18 protein-coding genes, 1 other RNA gene and 1 pseudogene are annotated in these 16,722 nt (G+C 43.5%); 10 read left to right on the top strand and 10 right to left on the bottom strand.

The window, feature by feature from the left end; all coding sequences use genetic code 11:
- Nucleotides 1-115: 115 nt before the first annotated feature.
- Nucleotides 116-556, bottom strand: a pseudogene (locus H6F66_RS08975) (transposase); the annotation flags it as partial.
- A gap of 450 nt (nucleotides 557-1,006) precedes the next feature.
- Entirely contained in the window at nucleotides 1,007-1,165 is a 159-nt protein-coding gene (locus tag H6F66_RS08970; protein ID WP_190420376.1) for a hypothetical protein, read from the bottom strand.
- 1,108 nt (nucleotides 1,166-2,273) lie between these two features.
- On the opposite strand from H6F66_RS08970, the gene apcA reads away from it, so the two are divergent.
- The 6 genes from apcA to H6F66_RS08940 all read left to right on the top strand — a co-directional run bounded on the left by apcA (nucleotide 2,274) and on the right by H6F66_RS08940 (nucleotide 7,458).
- The gene (apcA, locus tag H6F66_RS08965; protein ID WP_190420375.1) at nucleotides 2,274-2,759 is read left to right on the top strand and encodes an allophycocyanin subunit alpha; all 486 of its coding nucleotides are present in this window, start codon (nucleotides 2,274-2,276) and stop codon (nucleotides 2,757-2,759) included.
- Between the two features lie 61 nt (nucleotides 2,760-2,820).
- On the top strand, nucleotides 2,821-3,306 hold the full coding sequence (apcB, locus tag H6F66_RS08960; RefSeq protein WP_190420373.1) for an allophycocyanin subunit beta: 486 nt from the start codon (nucleotides 2,821-2,823) through the stop codon (nucleotides 3,304-3,306).
- Nucleotides 3,307-3,534: 228 nt separating this feature from the next.
- The gene (locus H6F66_RS08955) at nucleotides 3,535-3,738 is read left to right on the top strand and encodes a phycobilisome linker polypeptide (protein WP_190411193.1); all 204 of its coding nucleotides are present in this window, start codon (nucleotides 3,535-3,537) and stop codon (nucleotides 3,736-3,738) included.
- A gap of 207 nt (nucleotides 3,739-3,945) precedes the next feature.
- Complete coding sequence (locus H6F66_RS08950) at nucleotides 3,946-5,187, top strand: FtsW/RodA/SpoVE family cell cycle protein (RefSeq protein ID WP_199295335.1); 1,242 nt, start codon at nucleotides 3,946-3,948, stop codon at nucleotides 5,185-5,187.
- Between the two features lie 87 nt (nucleotides 5,188-5,274).
- Nucleotides 5,275-6,009 carry a cytochrome c biogenesis protein CcdA gene (locus H6F66_RS08945; protein ID WP_190420370.1) on the top strand — a complete coding sequence of 245 codons (735 nt, stop codon included), beginning with the start codon at nucleotides 5,275-5,277 and terminating at the stop codon, nucleotides 6,007-6,009.
- A gap of 60 nt (nucleotides 6,010-6,069) precedes the next feature.
- Nucleotides 6,070-7,458 carry a cytochrome c biogenesis protein gene (locus tag H6F66_RS08940; protein ID WP_190420368.1) on the top strand — a complete coding sequence of 463 codons (1,389 nt, stop codon included), beginning with the start codon at nucleotides 6,070-6,072 and terminating at the stop codon, nucleotides 7,456-7,458.
- 96 nt (nucleotides 7,459-7,554) lie between these two features.
- Here the strand turns inward: H6F66_RS08940 and H6F66_RS08935 are convergent, their stop codons facing one another.
- From H6F66_RS08935 to H6F66_RS08905, 7 genes are all read right to left on the bottom strand, one after another.
- Nucleotides 7,555-7,851 (bottom strand): response regulator, encoded by a 297-nt coding sequence (locus H6F66_RS08935; protein WP_190420365.1) that lies wholly within the window; start codon nucleotides 7,849-7,851, stop codon nucleotides 7,555-7,557.
- Nucleotides 7,760-8,284: a DUF4388 domain-containing protein gene (locus H6F66_RS08930; RefSeq protein WP_190420362.1), complete on the bottom strand. Its 525-nt coding sequence runs from the start codon at nucleotides 8,282-8,284 to the stop codon at nucleotides 7,760-7,762. The genes H6F66_RS08935 and H6F66_RS08930 overlap by 92 nt, the downstream gene beginning before the upstream one ends.
- Nucleotides 8,285-8,488: 204 nt before the next feature.
- The gene (queF, locus tag H6F66_RS08925; RefSeq protein ID WP_190420360.1) at nucleotides 8,489-8,905 is read right to left on the bottom strand and encodes a preQ(1) synthase; all 417 of its coding nucleotides are present in this window, start codon (nucleotides 8,903-8,905) and stop codon (nucleotides 8,489-8,491) included.
- A gap of 80 nt (nucleotides 8,906-8,985) precedes the next feature.
- Entirely contained in the window at nucleotides 8,986-9,402 is a 417-nt protein-coding gene (locus H6F66_RS08920) for a hypothetical protein (RefSeq protein ID WP_190420358.1), read from the bottom strand.
- Between the two features lie 157 nt (nucleotides 9,403-9,559).
- A complete protein-coding gene (locus H6F66_RS08915; RefSeq protein ID WP_190420378.1) occupies nucleotides 9,560-9,934 on the bottom strand; it encodes a phasin family protein in 375 nt (124 codons plus the stop codon).
- A 118-nt stretch (nucleotides 9,935-10,052) separates the two neighbouring features.
- Nucleotides 10,053-10,149: signal recognition particle sRNA small type (gene ffs / locus H6F66_RS08910), an RNA gene on the bottom strand.
- A 42-nt stretch (nucleotides 10,150-10,191) separates the two neighbouring features.
- Nucleotides 10,192-10,458 (bottom strand): YciI family protein, encoded by a 267-nt coding sequence (locus tag H6F66_RS08905; RefSeq protein WP_190420356.1) that lies wholly within the window; start codon nucleotides 10,456-10,458, stop codon nucleotides 10,192-10,194.
- A 59-nt stretch (nucleotides 10,459-10,517) separates the two neighbouring features.
- Between H6F66_RS08905 and H6F66_RS08900 the strand changes: the two genes are divergently transcribed.
- Both H6F66_RS08900 and H6F66_RS08895 read left to right on the top strand, forming a co-directional pair.
- Entirely contained in the window at nucleotides 10,518-11,072 is a 555-nt protein-coding gene (locus tag H6F66_RS08900) for a 2'-5' RNA ligase family protein (protein WP_190420354.1), read from the top strand.
- Nucleotides 11,073-11,335: 263 nt separating this feature from the next.
- Nucleotides 11,336-12,133, top strand: coding sequence for a WecB/TagA/CpsF family glycosyltransferase (locus H6F66_RS08895; protein ID WP_190420352.1), 798 nt, complete (start codon nucleotides 11,336-11,338; stop codon nucleotides 12,131-12,133).
- 111 nt (nucleotides 12,134-12,244) lie between these two features.
- On the opposite strand, the gene H6F66_RS08890 is transcribed toward H6F66_RS08895, so the two are convergent.
- A complete protein-coding gene (locus H6F66_RS08890) occupies nucleotides 12,245-13,558 on the bottom strand; it encodes a glycosyltransferase (RefSeq protein ID WP_190420349.1) in 1,314 nt (437 codons plus the stop codon).
- A 386-nt stretch (nucleotides 13,559-13,944) separates the two neighbouring features.
- Here H6F66_RS08890 and H6F66_RS08885 point away from each other — a divergent pair, with 386 nt between their 5' ends.
- Together H6F66_RS08885 and H6F66_RS08880 are read left to right on the top strand one after the other, a co-directional pair.
- Nucleotides 13,945-14,997, top strand: a complete 1,053-nt coding sequence (locus H6F66_RS08885) for an SGNH/GDSL hydrolase family protein (RefSeq protein ID WP_190420347.1) — start codon at nucleotides 13,945-13,947, stop codon at nucleotides 14,995-14,997.
- Nucleotides 14,994-16,487, top strand: coding sequence for an MBOAT family protein (locus H6F66_RS08880; protein WP_190420345.1), 1,494 nt, complete (start codon nucleotides 14,994-14,996; stop codon nucleotides 16,485-16,487). The genes H6F66_RS08885 and H6F66_RS08880 overlap by 4 nt, the downstream gene beginning before the upstream one ends.
- The last annotated feature ends 235 nt before the right edge of the window (nucleotides 16,488-16,722 follow it).

The following is a 16,722-nucleotide window of genomic DNA, read 5'->3' as shown; positions in this document are numbered from 1 at the left end:
TTATGAGTTATTGCCAGAAACATCGGAGACTTTTATTTATCTGGCAATGATCCGTATCATGGTCAGGCGGTTGGCATAATATTTAACCCCTCACCACTTTTCAAACATCCTCTTAGGGCAAGCTTTTTGAGCCATCATAGAGATGAGTGGTTACTACCACTATCCCATTCTCAGTTTTCCCGATTTCTCCAATGTATTGCCGTCCTACTCCCTCCGTAAAATTGCCACTTTTCCTATGTCCTGAATCATCAAGGATTAGAGTAAATCCTCGAGTGATCTTTGTTTGGCTACACTTGTTCATAACTTGTAAGCGACGCTCATTGACCTCTGCTGCTGACCAAGGAGCTTCTGTCAAAAAATGGTGCAATCTGTGGTACGTCACCCCCACAGCGTTAGAAGCCATTTGAGACAAGTTTTTTCGTTCACTTTCCCCTAATAATCCCCCGATATAGTTCCTAAACTCCCGTTTGTGCGCTTGATGGCTGAAGATATCATCAAAGCGTTTACACCATCTGTCGAAGCAAGGGGGCATCGCGGCGGGAGTTGTCTCTTTCATCAGGATAGACCTCGATGTGAAACGTCTAATAGGCAAGTATTATACTTCTATTAACTCTTCTTTTTTGTTTAAGTCCCGCTAGCAGAAAGTTGAATTGTAATAATTTTGGATTCGCTCATGTTTCTAGTTTAGGGATTGGAATAAGCGCGATCGCTTCTTTTTCCTAAGTTTATGTCAAGCTGCATTTTAGGTAGCGCTAATATTTACCTTTCTATTCAAGTAGTTTAATCTCAAAATAAAACTTATTTCATCAAGCAAAGTTATAGATACTGCGGTGAAATTTGATAAACCTGGAAAAAGATACAGAGTCAGTTTAAGTACGAAATAAGCGTAAGTTATTTGATTTTTGGACTACTGGTTGATGTGCTGAATCGCGTCTAAGCTCAAACTGTTTGCGAACATATTTATGAGCATCAGATGTTGTAGGACTAGATTGCCCTAGCTTATCTTCTAAATGTTATCTTCTAAATGTTTTTTCACTAAGTTGAAAGCTGCATAGTAAGCCAGATGGGTACTACCACGCAACTCGGCTTCCAGAGGGGCAGAAGTAGTAGCTTCACTGGCGAGTTTCTTGTCCAAATTAAGATACTCTGACCACTCAAACGTCATCGTGTAACTCTAGAATAGTAATCAATTGCTTCTTAATTCGTAGACTAGAGTTCGCAACCAATCTTCATCGAACTGATTGAGGTTGTTAAGTGCATCCTGGGGAGCGCGTCCTGTCAAAATTGATACGACCAGATGCACGTAGTCGATGATTTCTGCGTCGGGGACGACTTGAAAAAATAGATTTTCATCAGAAAAGTAAGGGCGAATCTTTGCAAATGCTTCCAGTAAAATCGAAATTAAAAACGGATATTGTCCAAGAAACTTGCAATACTGCTGAGGGCTCTTTGAAGGTGTATAGCGTTTCTCAGTTGGGTGGAATATATCGCGTTTCTGAAGTCTGGTCTACATTGGTGGGAGCATGGTATTGCCATGTCCCTACAGATGTATCGTACCCAATATAAAATTACTATAAAAGTTTTTGAGGCTTTCCACTTGTTCTGGATGAAGCCTGATTGTATTTTTTGTTGCCGTGTTTAGCAGCTTTTTAATTGATGCTTACTGCAAAAAAAAAACATAGTTTAATTATTATTGCCGAAATTCATGTGATGCGGGATTCTTGGGTGCGAGCGCTATCTTTTTAGCATAATAAATAGTAAATTAAACCGCAAAAAAAGAGAGGGAGGAAGAGAAAAAGAAAAGCCCCAACTCCCAATAGCTAAATAATTTTGTAACGCTGCCCTATGCCCTATTCTCACGTCGATGCCACAGAACCAAGTTGTTGACCTTGGTTTTGGCACCAAGGGATGAAGGGCAGTCCTCCCCTAGTGTTATGCCGCAGGAGAGAGTGGTTCACAAATCCCAGGCGCAATCCTACCACTCAAGACTAGGCGCGATCGCCTTCTGAAAGCCCCTAAATGAGGATAAATGTTAAAAAGTATTAAGAACAGACTTGGAATGTGAACGTAATGCCGCAGAATTATTTGCGGAAGGTAGCTGAGTCTGAGGCGGTGTGTACCGACGGTTACGCTGAAAAATGCTAGAGATACTGAATCGCACACTTTAAGCGTAAAGTACATCTAATAGCAGCGATAAACTCAGACATTCCTTGCAGAATGCCAGTTTCAGCCTATCTGAATTAAAAACTTCTTTTGATTGGAGGAATCCAGAAATGAGTATCGTCACGAAATCTATCGTGAATGCCGATGCCGAGGCTCGCTATCTCAGCCCAGGCGAATTAGACCGGATCAAGAACTTCGTCACCTCCGGCGAGAAGCGTCTGCGGATTGCCCAAATGTTGACCGATTCCCGCGAGCGCATCGTTAAGCAAGCAGGCGACCAGCTGTTCCAAAAGCGTCCTGATGTTGTTTCCCCCGGTGGCAATGCCTACGGCGAAGAAATGACCGCCACTTGCCTGCGCGACCTAGACTACTATCTGCGTCTAGTAACCTACGGAATCGTTTCCGGCGACGTTACTCCGATTGAAGAAATCGGTCTGGTTGGCGTTCGCGAAATGTACAAGTCTCTGGGTACCCCCATTGAAGCAGTCGCCGAAGGCATTCGCGCTATGAAGAATGCTGCTTCCTCAATGATGTCTGGAGAAGAAGCTGCTGAAGCAGGTTCTTACTTCGACTACGTGATTGGTGCCATGCAGTAGGGTGTTTCCCCTTCCCTGCTCTTGATTTAGATCTGACTACGTGAGATAAGGAAACAAAAAAATGCAAGACGCAATTACTGCTGTTATCAATTCCTCCGACGTTCAAGGCAAATACCTGGACACTGGTGCGTTAGAAAAGCTCAAGGGCTACTTCCAAACAGGCGAACTGCGGGTTCGTGCAGCAAGCACAATCAGCGCTAACGCCGCCACCATTGTTAAAGAAGCTGTTGCTAAGTCTCTGCTGTACTCGGACATCACCCGTCCCGGTGGCAATATGTACACCACCCGTCGCTATGCTGCTTGCATCCGCGACCTGGACTACTACCTCCGCTATTCCACCTATGCCATGTTGGCTGGCGACCCATCCATTCTGGATGAGCGCGTGTTGAATGGTCTAAAAGAAACCTACAACTCTCTAGGCGTTCCCGTTGCTGCCACTGTGCAGTCTATCCAAGCCATGAAAGAAGTTACCGCCAGCTTGGTTGGTGCTGACGCTGGTAAGGAAATGGGCGTCTATTTTGACTACATCTGCTCTGGTTTGAGCTAAGCGATTTTCGATTAATCGCTGAAGTTCAACAGGCGAGCATTTTGTCTGGCGAAGTCTGGGAAGTTTGGAGTGAGTGCTAGCCCGTCAAAGGCTTGTTTAATTCAGTTAATGAGTTTTAACGGTCTAGCATTGACTCTTGACTCCCAGCCTTCTGTATGATAGGGATGCGTAAATCCCAAGAGCGTTTCAAATCAAAAATTTACTCAGCTTAATAGGAGAAATACACCCATGCGGATGTTTAAAATTACTGCCTGTGTCCCCAGCCAGACCCGTATTCGGACTCAGCGGGAGTTGCAAAACACTTATTTCACGAAACTGGTTCCCTACGAAAACTGGTTTCGCGAACAGCAGCGGATTATGAAAATGGGTGGAAAAATTGTTAAGGTTGAGTTAGCTACTGGTAAGCCTGGGGTCAATACTGGACTGCTTTAATTCCTTCTTTCGCAGGCTAATTTACAGAATTTTTAACAAAGGCGGCAGGAGTTTCCCTTTTAAACCCATAGGGTAAAAGTGAGACTCCTGCCGCACAGTATTTAGAGGTTAAATCAATACGGCTCACTTAGACTTAAAAATCAAAGACCTGCTACAACTCTGTATCTGGGTTTAAAGGGGTTTGCTTTTGCGCCTTAAATTGCTATCATGCAGCGATTGAATGTCACTTCAAAAGCCACGTCTTTTGTGAATTTACGTCAGCTAGTTCCCTTTTTTAATCCCGCCGTCCAAGATTGGGCAATAGATGCCCGGTTGTTGAGGTGGCTGACCTTCCTCTGGCTATTTATCGGCTTAGTGGTTCTGTTCTCAGCATCTTATCCCAGTGGGGATGCTGAGTATGGGGATGGACTGTACTACTTCAAGCGACAAATTATCTCGGTGATGCTGGGGCTATTGGTATTTAACGTGGTGGTAAATTTCCCCCTGCGTCATGTACTGGGAATAGCCAATTGGTGTGTGATACTGCTGCTGGGGGTAATTTTCGTCACTCTAATTCCGGGAGTAGGAACCACAACTAATGGTGCAACGCGCTGGATTGCCTTGGGGCCGTTTCCCCTGCAACCTTCCGAGTTGATTAAGCCGTTTTTGGTGTTGCAAAGCGCTCGCATTTTTGGAAACTGGGATAGGCTGACTTGGAGGGTGCGATTGACGTGGCTGTTTATTTTTTGCTGCGTACTTTTGGGAATTATCCTACAGCCGAACTTGAGTACAACTGCGCTGTGCGGAATGACTTTGTGGCTGATTGCGCTTGCGGCTGGGTTGCCTTTTTCCTATTTAGGGGGAACGGCGCTGGGCGGGTTGCTTTTGGCAACAATTAGTATCAGCGTGAAGGAATATCAGCGGCGGCGGGTGATGTCGTTTCTCAATCCTTGGGCTGATCCGATGCAAGATGGATACCAGCTGGTTCAAAGTTTACTGGCGGTAGGGTCTGGCGGTACTTGGGGGTCTGGTTTTGGGTTGTCGCAACAGAAGCTGTTTTATTTGCCGATTCAGTACACGGATTTTATTTTTGCGGTGTATGCAGAGGAGTTCGGCTTTGCAGGCAGTTTGCTGTTGATAGTGTTGCTGATGGCTTATGCGACGCTGGCGCTGATGGTGGCAATGAGGGCTAAAACTCCCATTCATCGGTTGGTGGCAATTGGAACAATGGTTTTGATGGTGGGGCAGTCGCTGCTGAATATTGGTGTTGCTACAGGCGTTTTGCCTACAACTGGTTTGCCGTTGCCGTTGTTTAGCTATGGGGGCAATTCGATGATTGCGAGTTTGATGGCGGCGGGGCTGTTGATTCGAGTGGCGAGAGAAAGTAGTGAGGCTGAGGTTGTGCCTTTGCAGGGGCGGAGGTTTGTTCAGGGGCGATCGCGTCGGGTTATCCAAAAGCCTAATGCTTAGATGAGGTCTTAGCGTTGCCCACAAAAATCATCAGTCTAAGTGAGCTAAAATTCAAGCAGAGCAAGCATTTTACACGCCAACTGCCCCATGTTTGAAACTCTCTCTACTAGACTTTATGAATTAGAACAATTTGCTAATCACCTCGTCTCTACTCAGCTGACACATTTGGGCTTTCTCAGCATCGCAGTCATTTTTGCAGCAGGGTTATTTACCAGCTTGACACCCTGTATGCTTTCCATGTTGCCAATTACCATTGGCTACATTGGGGGATATGAAACTAAAAGTCGCCTGCAAGCCGCAGCCCAATCGACTTGGTTTTCGCTGGGATTGGCAACGACACTGGCGGGATTGGGAATCTTGGCAGGTTTACTGGGACGAGTTTACGGTCAGGTAGGATTCGGTTTGCCGATAATTGTCAGTCTTTTGGCAATCCTGATGGGGTTAAATTTACTCGAAGCATTGCCTTTACAGTTGCCTGCTTGGGGTGGTTTTGAATGGATTTCTAAAGACTTACCAGAGGGTGTCCGTTCTTATCTGATCGGCTTAACTTTTGGGGTGATAGCTTCCCCTTGCAGTACCCCTGTTTTGGCAACTTTGTTGGGTTGGGTTGCCACGACGCAGGATTTTGTGTTAGGTGGAGTTTTGCTACTATCCTATACGGCGGGATATGTCGCACCTTTGATTTTGGCGGGGACTTTTACTGCTTCTATTAAAAAGTTGCTGGAGTTGCGTCAATGGTCTGGTTGGATAAACCCGGTTAGCGGCGCTTTGTTAGTGGGATTTGGTGTATTTTCGCTGCTGTCTCGGCTTCCTGTAGGTTAATGGCTAATGGTAATAAAAACAATTAGCTATTAGCTATTACCTATTAGCAATCATCAAAAAATGACTGGAAAAGATTCTTTTTTATCAAATTTGGTGTCAACTCCCAAAAATTTCTTTCGGCGGGAGTTGTTACCGTTGCTCTCCGATTTGCGGTTAGCGATCGCGCTGTTACTAGCGATCGCATTCTTCAGCATCTCTGGTACGGTGATCGAACAAGGTCAATCTCCCGCTTTCTACCAAGCTAACTATCCAGAACATCCCGCCCTGTTCGGTTTCCTGACTTGGAAGGTAATTCAGGTAATCGGATTGGATCATGTATATCGTACTTGGTGGTTTTTGTCAATAATGATTTTGTTTGGCAGCAGCTTAACCGCCTGTACCTTTACTCGCCAGTTTCCAGCTTTGAAAGCTGCGCGGCGGTGGAAATTTTACGACCAACCCCGACAGTTTGAGAAACTTGCCTTAAGTGCGGAACTAGATAGAGGTTCGCTGAGTACACTTACCCAGTTGTTGCAGCAACGACGCTACAAAGTTTTTCAAGAAGGAGATACACTTTACGCCCGTAAGGGAATTGTCGGTCGCATTGGCCCAATTGTGGTTCATGCCAGTATGTTACTGATTCTGGCGGGGGCGATTTGGGGGTCAATCACCGGATTTGTGGCACAGGAAATGGTGCCAAGCGGTGAAACTTTTCAGGTGAAAAATATTATTGAAGCTGGTTCCTGGGCGCTGCCACAAGTTCCCAAAGATTGGTCGGTGCGGGTGAATCGCTTCTGGATTGACTATACACCAGAAGGTAGAATTGACCAGTTTTACTCGGATTTGTCGGTGCTGGACAATCGAGGGCAAGAAGTTGACCATAAGACGATTCACGTCAATCAGCCGTTGCGCTACAAAGGCGTGACGTTCTATCAAACTGATTGGGGAGTCGCAGCTATCCAGGTAAAGTTAAACAATAGCCCGGTTTTACAGTTACCAATGTCTTTATTAGATACTGGCGGCAGGGGTAGAATCTGGGGAACTTGGATTCCTACTAAACCAGATTTGAGTGAGGGAGTTTCCCTGCTGGCGAAAGATTTGCAGGGAACGCTGCTACTTTATGATGCTAAAGGTCAACTGATTAACACGGTTCGCTCTGGGATGTCGATAGACGTTAATAAGGTGAAGCTGACTATTACTGATGTTGTTGGTAGCACTGGCTTACAAATCAAAGCAGATCCAGGTATTCCGATGGTTTATGCTGGCTTTGGCTTGTTGATGTTGGGTGTGGTGATGAGTTACTTTTCCCACTCGCAAATTTGGGCTTTGCAAGAAGGCGATCGCTTCTATGTTGGTGGCAGAACCAATCGGGCGCAGGTTGCCTTTGAGCGAGAACTAATTGATATTCTGGATCAACTGGCGCACTCAAAGGCTGAAGTTCCAGTTGTTGAGGCTCAACCGATCGCTTAATCCAGTTCACCTATTTCTAGCTTGGAAAGAGACTCTGCCTCCTTCCAAGCTTTCCCATACTCAGCCTGAGAACGAGAAAATGGGCTTTTATAATACTCACGACTCAGGACTTTTCTTTGACAGGTGCTTTTTGAGGACTTCTAGAACTTGCTTGCTTTCAAAAGGTTTGGTTAAAAAATCATTCGCACCGACAAACCTTGAGCGCACCCGGTTAATCAAACCATCGCAACTGGTGAGAATAACTACGGGAGTCTGACGAAAAGCAGAACTGTTCCGCAGAAAACTACAAACATTATAACCGTCAGTTTTTGGCATCACTAAATCCAAAAAAATCAGGTCTGGTTTGTGCTTGGCGAAGGTAGCAACCCCTTGAATGGGATCTTGAATGTACACTACTCGGTAGCCAGCAGGGATAAGAATCTCCTCCTACCATAGGAGAGCGTCCACACCCTGATAAACTCGGCTGGCGGATCATGGAGAACAAGACTTCTTGCGTACTCTCACACATCACTGCTTTAACTTGAGCCGCACTCAAGTGACCTTGAGCGATCCCTTGATGCAGCAGCTGGCATTCCCAAAGTTGGGTGATAGCTAGTTGGTCGTTTTCAACTTTCCAATCCGGACAGTGGTGTTTCAAAGCTCGTTGCCAACGTCGGACTCGATGAGTTTCCCCAACGGCATAAACTAATTGACCGAGGAAAAAGCAAAGTCGCCATTGAGGAGTCCTGTAACCGACAATCAACTCTCCGGTAGCTTGCTTCTGGTTAATAGCAACGATCTGCCGCTCTAGCTTTGTCAATCCTGAATATATCGGCAATGTCTGCATAAACACCAAATCGCCAAGTGCTTTTTCGGGAGACTCCTATATCAGCCTAAAGGCAGATGCAAAGTATCCAAAAGGGTATAGTTAGTGATTTTATTGGTGGCGTTTGATGAAAGCTTAGGTAAAGTCACCGTTAGTAGATGTGTAAGGGAAAGGAAAAAGGCAAAAAAAAGAATTCTTTTTTTTGCCTTTTAGTTGCCAATCCCTTTATTTCTGGTGACGGACTTCGATAACTGTGTGGACATTGCCACGGGGAGTAAAATCACCTTTGATCGTTACTTCTAGGGGATCGCAGGCGGCTACAAAGTCATCGAGAATTTGATTTACGGATTCTTCGTGGGAGATGTAGCGATCGCGGTAACTATTTATATACAGTTTGATCGCCTTCAGTTCTACCACCCGCTCATTAGGTACATAAGTAACGTGGATGGTGGCAAAGTCAGGATACCCAGAAAAAGGACACTTACACGTAAACTCTGGCAATGTGATGTGAATGTCGTAGCGGCGTCCGACTCGCGGATTGGGGAACGTAATTAATTGTCCCTCGGCAATCTCGCGTTCGCCATATTTCATTTCTGGCGGTGTCTCAGGCGATGGTTGTTGTTGAATTGGCGATTTACTCATCAGTAGTTGTTAGCGAGCGTTGGTCATTGGTTATTGGTCATTAGCCTTTTAAAACAAGCTAATGACTAATAACTAAAAACTCAAAAAATATCTCTGGAAGTAGAAGAGTCTTTACCAAAAGATTCCCAGTCAGGACAATTTTTATCTTCCCAACCATAAGGGTGCATCCCGCAGACTAATAAGTTACCGCTGTAAACTTGACCGTGGTAATTACGGCAACCAATACAAGCCGGGTGTTTGTGTGCTGTGGGTTCAACTGTATCCACTATATAAGTGAAAGACTGATCTGTCTCGTTGACTATTTCTTCAAAGTCTAAATAAATCTCTGCCAGTGGTTCAAATATTTCCTGCAAACACTGGTCGATATCTGTTCCGATGACGCTTTGCACGTTTTCGGCAACTTCATCTACTAATTCTGTTATGCCAATGAAGAATTGCTCTACTTCATAAGCCACTGCTTCCAGCATCTCGAAAAAATCTTTTTGCAAGTCTTCCATTTTGAATACTCAGCACAAGAGCATTAATTTTTACCAGCTACGCAGCCGGAGCCAACCGAATCAATCAGCAATCGTTGATTTTAATAGCGCGATGCCAATTATTCGCCTAGATGCGTAGCCGCGCATCCGTTGCCTCGCGCTTCTTTTTGTTGCTGGACTAATCGCGCCTCAGCCGCCGCAGTTCATCCTGTAGTGCTTGCACCTGTTGGCGCATAGTATCTACGTCCTGAGTTCCCGCCGATTTTGGCTCTTCATCCTCTGTGAGAATTTCAATCCGGCGCGGCTCTCCAGGGGTACTGCTGCTGCTGCTGTTTTGCTCAACGGTTGGCTGCTGGGCTTGTTTCATCATATCATCGACAAAACGACGGGCTTCGTCTGTTGTCATCTCGCCCTTTGCCACCATTTCGTCTGCCAGCTTTTGTGCTTGCGATCGCAAGCCCCCTAATGTCTCTCCGGCTTGCTCACCCGCTGAGGCAGCTAAACCTACTCCCAGGTAGAACGCTTTTTTAACAATATCTCCAAAACCAGGCATCGCAACCAGTCGCTCCTTGAAGAATCTGCAAGTATCTGCTGATTCCAGCATAAGCGTGAAACCAGGGAACTGCCCACCAATCTCCAGACTAAGCACTGGTGTTTCGGCACCGTTTCGGTGTGACCCGGATTCCACGCCTATCGCAAGCATCCCGTGTTGCTGCTACCTTCCGGTCCTGACAAGGTTTGGGCGTTGCGATCGCATGGGTCCGGATCGTTTACAGCATAACATCATTTGCCGACAAGTGGAAAGCAATTTTATTGAACAACCACTCGCCATTCATAGAGTTCGTACTTGACACAGCCGTTTTGCACCAGCGGATCTTGAGCTACAATGGCTTGCGCTTCTTCCATTGAGGATGCTTCAAATAGCATCATGCCACCTCGTTTCTGTATCCAGTAACCGCTACGTGCTTGGTGTCCTTTGGCAATCAAATCCTGAATATAGGCTTTGTGCGCTGGTACAGATTTATCAAAGGTTGGTTTGTCTACTATGCCTTCTTCAATCTTTACAAACCAGGGCATCCACTTTCTTCCCTTGTATATCTATATATATGTAAAGTAACTTACACCTAAAAAATTCCTTGGACAAAACAAAAAACCGCTTTTTTGTCGCTCTCTTGCCGCCGCAGGAGATTCAGGACTACGTTACTGAAATTAAGCAGCACTTTGCTAGCGTCTATGCAAGCAGTGGAGCACTGAAGTCTCCCCCGCATATTACTCTGCAACCACCTTTTGAATGGTCGGTGGAGGCGGTGCCATCTTTGGAAGAGTCCTTGAAGACGTTTGCCCTTCGTCACTCACCGATTCCCATTATCCTATCAGGGTTTGGAGCCTTTCCACCCCGCGTTATCTATATCAATGTCATCAAAACGCCAGAACTTATAGCTTTACAAGCCGATTTAAGAGCTTATTTGGAGGAAAACTTGGGAATTGCAGATTTATCCCAGAAGCGTCCTTTTGCTCCTCACATGACTATAGCCTTTAGAGACTTGACGCGGCAAAATTTTTATGCAGCGTGGGCAGAATTTCAGCCCCAAACTTTGGATTTTAAGTTCACGCTTTCCCATCTTACGCTGCTGATTTATACAGGTCAGCGTTGGAATATTCACTCTTCGTTACCTTTCTTGAGTGCCTGAACTGCAACTGGCAAAAGATTTTTGACGGTGGTAGTTTTTGGAAGAGATGGGAGCGCCAGCTTCTGGAAGTGTCCTAGTTCCAGCGACAAAGCGTGCTTTTACGTGAAAATACTTAGTCTTAACAAAAACTTTAAATCTACCTTGGTTCATAATGCTGAACATATTTAACCTGCCTCAGGGTAGAGGCGCTGATGGCTTGTCGGATTGTAGTGTGGGAATGTAACTGTGTCCAAGCAAGTATAATTGCTGAGTGAGAGGGGTCAATGCAAAAAGTTAATGTATTGAATGTATCCATTGACAACTTATCAAAATCAGAATTACTAGAAAAGCTGGATTCATCCGGTGGTATCGTATTTACGCCTAATGTAGATCACCTGATTAAGTTACAAAACGATAGAGATTTTTATAAGGCGTATAATATTGCCACTTACAAAGTGTGTGATAGCCAAATAGTGATGTATGCCTCCAAGTTTTTAGGCACACCTCTTAAAGAAAAGCTTTCCGGTTCGGATCTGTTTCCAGCTTTCTACACGTACAACAAAGATAACGAAAACGTTAAGATTTTCTTACTAGGGGCTGCCGAAGGCGTAGCTAGTAAAGCTCAACAACAAATTAATAATCAAGTGGGGAGAGAGATTATAATCGCTTCATATTCCCCCTCTTTTGGATTTGAAAGAAACGAAGAAGAATGTTTGAAAATTGTTGACATGATTAACAAGTCAGGCGCTACAACTTTGGCAATAGGGGTAGGTGCGCCTAAGCAAGAGAAGTGGATTTTAAAGTATAGAAATAAGTTGCCAAAAATTAAAGTATTTTTGTCAATAGGTGCTTCTCTTGACTTTGAAGCAGGCAATAAACAACGCTCTCCCAAATGGATGAGTGATGTTGGCTTAGAGTGGTTGCATAGACTTTTATCCGAGCCTCAAAGGCTATGGAAGAGATATTTAATAGACGACCTTCCCTTTTTCTGGTTGATTTTAAAACAAAAGATGAATCTTTATAAGACACCATTTAGAAAAGACAAGAACTCTATGAGGTTGGAACGCATTAAGTGGGAATAAGCTTTTGTTCCCTGCATTGTGTCTCTACAAAAATTTAACGGTAGTGGCAGACAGTGGGACTGTCTGCCACTACCGTTAATAAAATCAGAATTATTTTCAGTAATTCAGTTATTAAACATCGTCTAATGGCATCCCAAAGTTGGGTTTATCAGTCCTAGATTTAAGAACCCATCGATATACCTCAAGGGTTTGCCGAGCTTTAGCATCCCAAGTGAAATGGGTTAAAACGCGATCGCGGGCGCGTTCTCCCATTTCAGCGATAATACTGGGATCGGCAATTAAACGGCTGAGGATTTCACGGAAATGCGCCACAATTTCCGCTCTCGAACCCATTGGAACGGTGTAGCCTGTGGATTTAGTAACAAGTTCGCCGGGACCCCCATAGTCCACTACAATCGGCACCAGCCCCATCATCATTGCCTCAACTACCACAGCACCACCGAACTCACGAATGCTGGGAAACCCCAACAAGTCAGCATTAGCGAGTCGTTCTTGGACGTGGGCGTGTTCCACGTGTCCGGCTAGTTCTACACCACTTTCGATTTTCTCCTGCTTGAGGAGTGCGTTGAGCTTGGGCATATCCGGACCGTCACCGACAATCTCCACTGTCAACTCACCCGCCCGAACTAATGGTGCCGCTGCTTCGAGGAGGATATCAGCTCCTTTGTACGGTACAATACGACCGACAAAGATTACCTTGAGGGGGGGCGACGCTTGGCGAGTACGTTGCAGAGTGAACCGTTCCGGAGCGATCGCATTTTCCGGAATATACACGCACTTGTCCCGGTACTGGGCAGGAATCTGGTTCCAAGTGGAGCGGGAGCCAATGGCGATCGCACTAGCGTATTTTCGAGTAGAGCCGTATCCAGGTAGCAACTTGTACGCCCATCTGATATAAGAAAGCCACTCCTTCTCCTCGCGTCGCGTTGCCTCAAACTCCTTGGGCCAAGGCAAACCGCCATTCAGCGGTCCCAGCACAAAGGGCACTCCTACCCGGTGACACTTTTGCGCCAGCAGACTTGGGATGGTTGGGCTCAGTGGCGTGAGGCGGTGAACAATGTCGAACTTCCCATCAGTAATCTGTTGACCAAACTCGCGCCAGATTAAATGTTCAAAGTAGTAATAGGTGAAAGTAGACAAGGCAGTTACCATAGTCCAGCCTTTATTGTGGCCACCGCGCAGCAAGGAACTAAGGCGCTTGATCGGCTCATGCACCTGTCCGGTGTCAATGGCTGTGAAGTCCTTTCCTTCAACGCATCCCTCACGGACAAATGCCTCGCGGTTGTAGCTTTGGGTGGCTATATGCGCGTTACTCAGCTTAGCAATGGCTCGGCTGTGCAACCAGCCTACAAGCGGCACACTTATCCAATCAGGGTTCGCAGATTCTGCAATCAGCAATACACGGGGACGGGTCAAAGGCTCCATTACTGGTACTCGCTATCTAAAAGTAATCGGTCTGTAAGAGGCTTGTAGAGTTTTGCTGCTTTCAGAGGCACCCAAGTGAGCGATAAATTTCCTATGACAAGTTACACCTGATTCCCTAGCTTAGATTTGCTTGAGTCGTAAACTAAGTTTTATGTATTTGAAATACATTACAGTGTTTTTACATACAATGCCGAATTCTTTACACAATCTTTATATATTATACTTAATTAAAGTTTTAGAATAATGCCAAGATGATGGAATAACATAGTCGGCAACTGCTACCGTCAACTGAAAACACGTAAGTATATAGAATTAAGCAAATAATTTAACTACCATCGATTTCATAAATAAGGGATTTCAGAACTAAAAAGCGGTGAGAAAATAAAATGAAGCTGATTTTAAAGACTTTTGCATCCCTACTCTCAGCGTTAGTTTTATGGGAAATTATTTTATCAAATTCAGTAGTAAAAAATTCTGGATTTATCAATCATCCCGTATTAGGAAGGATTAATAAGGCAGGCATCGCTGTCCAAGGTGAAGAAGGATTTAGTAGAATAAAATTAAACAACCTGGGAATGAGGGGAGGAGATATCTCACCAAAACAAAAAAATGAACATAGAGTGCTTATTTTAGGTGACTCCTATACAAAAGCAGTTCAGGTTTCCGACAATAAAACTTACAGTTATTTACTGCAAAAAGAAATCAAGAATAAATTAAAATTAAACTTTAATACTATCAATGCTGGTAGAGACGGTGCTTCTCCAGCTTATTATATTCATTTGGCAAACTTCTATGATTCTGAAATTCAGCCAGATAGTGTAGTCATACAACTCGTAGATCAAGATTTTACAGAAGATATTTTAGATAAAGCAAAGCAATTTCATGTTGTCAAAAAAGCTAATACTTTTCAAACAGTATATGTTGATGAATTTTATAGTGACAATGCTTTCTCTCGATTATTTTTGCAAAAATTTCCGAAGCTTAGCTTTATGGTCGAATACTCAGTTTTACGAGTAGGTGGAAACAACTTTAAAAAAGCGATGGCGGCTAAACCAACTCATAATAATCCAGAGGAATCTAAAGTAGAAAAAAAACCATCGCCAGATTACGATGAGGTTATAGATTGGACACTAAAAACCCTTAAGGATAAATACCCAAATTTAGTAATTTTGTACTTACCGAGCATTGATAATTATGCTGATATAACAAATGAAAAACCAACTAAAATTGAAAGAAGTTTAAATAAACTTGCAGCAAAGAATAATATGAACTTTATAAATATGAGAGAGGATTTTCTTAACTATTATCATACATATTACAAACCTGCTCATGGATTTAACAATACAATCCTGGGAGGAAGAGGACACATCAATGAAATAGGCCACGAATTAAGTGCTAAGCGCCTGGCAAATATTTTTGAAGAGAGGATACTAAAATGATATTTTCAAGCGTGGAATTCTTAGTATTTTTTGTCATAGTCCTATTCTTAATGATACTTGTTAAATCAAGTCGCATTAAACGAGGAATTCTTCTGGTAGCAAGTTACTATTTTTATGCTTATTGGGACTACAGATTTGCCTTGTTAATGTTTGGTATGACTTATTTCAACTATTATGCAGGGTTGAAAATGGAATCTAGCCAAACCCCAAAAAGTAAAAAAGACTGGCTAATAATAAGTTTAGTATTCAACTTGGGGGTTTTAGGTTTTTTTAAGTATTTTAATTTTTTTATTGATTCAACTAATGTATTATTAAACCCGCTTAACGTCAAACTGCCTTTTCTGAATATCCTACTTCCAGTAGGGATATCGTTCATTACCTTCGAGGTGATGAGTTATACGATTGATATTTATCGCAATATTAACAAATCAGCTAAAAGTTTTTGGGATTTTGCATTATTGGTGGCTTTCTTTCCACATTTGATAGCAGGTCCAATTTTAAAACCAAAGCAATTTCTGCCTGAGATAGAAGAAGACGTTATTATAAAACGGGAAAATTTAATATATGGGTTTCAAATATTTTTACTTGGCTTAGTCAGAAAAGTATTTATTGCTGACAGATTAGCACTTTTTGTAGATCCGGTTTTTCAAAGTCCGCAAGCTTATAGTTCGATGACACTTTGGTTTGCTGTCATAGCTTACGCTATTCAAATTTATTGCGATTTTTGTGGTTACACAGATATGGCCATTGGAGTGGCAAAATGTTTAGGTTTTGACATTCCAAAAAACTTTGACGTTCCCTACATTTCTCGAAGCGTAACGGAATTCTGGCGCAGATGGCATATCTCTCTTTCTACTTGGTTAAGAGACTATTTGTACATTCCACTAGGTGGAAATCGGAAAGGAAAGCAAAGACAGTATTTTAACCTTTTCGTTACCATGTTACTAGGCGGATTGTGGCATGGAGCTAGTTGGAATTTTGTTGCCTGGGGTGGGTTGCACGGCATAGGCTTGGCGATTCACAAGATGTATATGGAGGGCGTACAAAAAGAAACCAAGATAAGCAACCAAGGTGAATTAGATGTGAAACGCCCACTTTTAGGATCGGCTGAACAGTTAGCTACTTTGGGATTTTTTAGACCCAGCTACTTAACATCATATTTATACAACGTTTTAGCTTGGTTTGTAACCTTTACCTTTGTATGCGTGACCTGGGTTTTCTTTAGATCAACAGATTTCTCCATTTCATTACTCATTCTTCAAAAAATGTTTTTTCTGGCAAATCCAGCAGGAATCCCGTGGTATTCAAATTCTTTAATTATGACTATTCCTGCTTTAATTGTTTGCGATTATGTAGGAAACCAATTAAATAAAGGCGTTAAACTAAAACTAAATAGATTTAGAGAGCTGTTTGTGGTATTTTTTATCGTATTGGGCTTAATTTTCTTAGCCCCTCAAAATCCTTCTCCCTTCATTTACTTCCAATTTTAAATTCTCCGGATGGGGTAGTTTTCGCTGCCCTCCTGCTCAAAAATAACTTTGAGGGGGCGCGATATCTAAGAAAATTCTTACAGCGGGAATTGGCGAGGAGCGCGATCGCGTTTTTCACACTATATAGAACCCATTTGACATCTAAGTTTGATATCTAAGAAGGTGCTGCAAGCCTCTTAATCATCAAGCGAATAAAACAAAGATTAACCTTGGCAGTCGCATTAGTTAAAGTTCT

Source organism: Trichocoleus sp. FACHB-6, assembly GCF_014695815.1.
Lineage (GTDB): Bacteria > Cyanobacteriota > Cyanobacteriia > Cyanobacteriales > FACHB-T130 > Funiculus > Funiculus sociatus.
This window is presented reverse-complemented; position numbering and strand designations above follow the sequence as displayed.